At 69.5% G+C, this 2,083-nt stretch carries 1 protein-coding gene; it reads left to right on the top strand.

The window, feature by feature from the left end; translation table 11 throughout:
* Positions 1 to 2,066, top strand: a 2,066-nt coding sequence (tkt, locus tag Q9S36_RS51550) for a transketolase (RefSeq protein ID WP_311292445.1), incomplete at its 5' end; no start/stop codon positions are given.
* Positions 2,067 to 2,083: the final 17 nt, after the last annotated feature.

Below are 2,083 nucleotides of genomic sequence, written 5' to 3'. Positions count from 1 at the left end.
GGCGCGCGGTGGATACCGCTCGTGTGCTCGCGGCGGATGCTGTCGAGAAGGTGGGCAACGGCCACCCTGGCACGGCGATGAGCCTGGCGCCGGCGGCGTACCTGCTGTATCAGCGGGTGATGCGGCATGATCCCGCGGACACGGACTGGTTGGGTCGTGACCGGTTCATCCTGTCGGCGGGGCACTCGTCGCTGACGCAGTACGTGCAGCTGTATCTGGGTGGTTTCGGGTTGGAGCTGGATGATCTGAAGGCTCTGCGGACGTGGGGTTCGCTGACGCCGGGTCACCCGGAGTTCGGACACACCAAGGGTGTGGAGATCACCACGGGCCCGTTGGGTCAGGGGCTGGCCTCGGCGGTCGGGTTCGCGTACGCGGCCCGGTACGAGCGGGGCCTGTTCGATCCGGAGGCGCCGGCGGGGCAGTCCCCGTTCGATCACTTCGTGTATGTGGTGGCCGGTGACGGGGACCTGCAGGAAGGTGTCACGAGTGAGGCGTCGTCGTTGGCGGGTCACCAGCAGCTGGGGAACCTGATCGCGATCTACGACTCCAACCAGATCTCCATCGAGGACGACACCAACGTCGCGTTCACCGAGGACGTCGCCGCCCGGTACGAGGCGTACGGGTGGCAGGTGCAGACGGTGGATTGGAAGAAGTCCGGCGAGTACGTCGAGGACGTCGCCGAGCTGCACGCCGCGATCGAGGCCGCGAAGGCCGAGACGGGCAAGCCGTCGCTGATCGTGCTGCGCACCATCATCGGGTGGCCCTCGCCGGGCAAGCAGAACACCGGCAAGATCCACGGCTCCGCGCTGGGCGCGGACGAGCTGGCCGCGACCAAGACCGTGCTCGGGTTCGACCCGGAGCAGTCCTTCGTCGTCGCCGACGACGTCCTCACCCGCACCCGTTCCCTGGCAGAGCGTGCCGCCCAGGCGCGCGCCGCCTGGCAGGAGACGTTCGACGCGTGGGCGGAGGCGAACCCGCAGCGCAAGGCGCTGCTGGACCGTCTCGAGGCGGGCGAGCTGCCCCAGGATGTCGCATCCGCGCTTCCCTCGTTCGAGGCGGGCAAGGATGTTTCGACCCGTGCCGCGTCGGGTGTGGTCATCAACGCCCTGGCCGCGGAACTGCCGGAGCTGTGGGGAGGGTCGGCGGACCTCGCCGAGTCGAACCTGACCACGATCAAGGACGCGGCCTCCTTCATCCCCGCCGAGTGGTCCACCCACGAGTGGTCCGGGGACCCGTACGGTCGGGTGCTGCACTTCGGCATCCGCGAGCACGCGATGGGCGCGATCGTCAACGGCATCAAGCTGCACGGTCCGACGCGTCCGTTCGGCGGCACGTTCCTGATCTTCAGCGACTACATGCGCCCCGCCGTCCGGCTGGCCGCGCTGATGAACATCCCCTCGATCTTCGTGTGGACCCACGACTCCGTCGCACTCGGTGAGGACGGACCCACCCACCAGCCCGTCGAGCAGCTCGCCACGCTGCGCGCGATCCCCAACTTCGCCGTGGTCCGCCCCGCGGACGCGAACGAGACCGCCGCGGCCTGGCTGGAGATCCTCCGCCGCCAGGACGGACCCGCCGGCATCGCCCTGACCCGCCAGAACATCCCCGTGTTCCCCCGTGGAGAAGGCGCCGCCGCCGGTGACGTGTTCGCCTCCACCGCCGGCGTCGCCAAGGGCGCATACGTCCTCGCCGAAGCACCGGGCGGCACCCCGGACGTGATCCTCATCGCCACCGGCTCCGAAGTCCAACTCGCCATCACCGCACGCGAGACCCTCGCCGCCGACGGGATCAACGCCCGCGTGGTCTCGGCCCCCTCGCTCGAATGGTTCGACGAGCAGGACCCCGCCTACCGCGAAAGCGTCCTCCCCGCCGCCGTCAAAGCACGCGTGTCCGTCGAAGCCGGCTCCGCGCTCACCTGGCGCGGCATCGTCGGCGACACCGGACGCACCGTCGCCATCGACCACTTCGGCGCCTCCGCGGACTACAAGACCCTGTTCCAGAAATTCGGCATCACCGCCGACGCCGTCGTCCAGGCGGCACGCGAAACCCTCGAGGAGAACGCATGACCACCCCCACCGAACAG

It is taken from the genome of Microbacterium sp. ARD31 (assembly GCF_031844425.1).
Note: the sequence above shows the minus strand (reverse complement) of the source record. Positions and strands in the feature narration are given on the sequence as shown.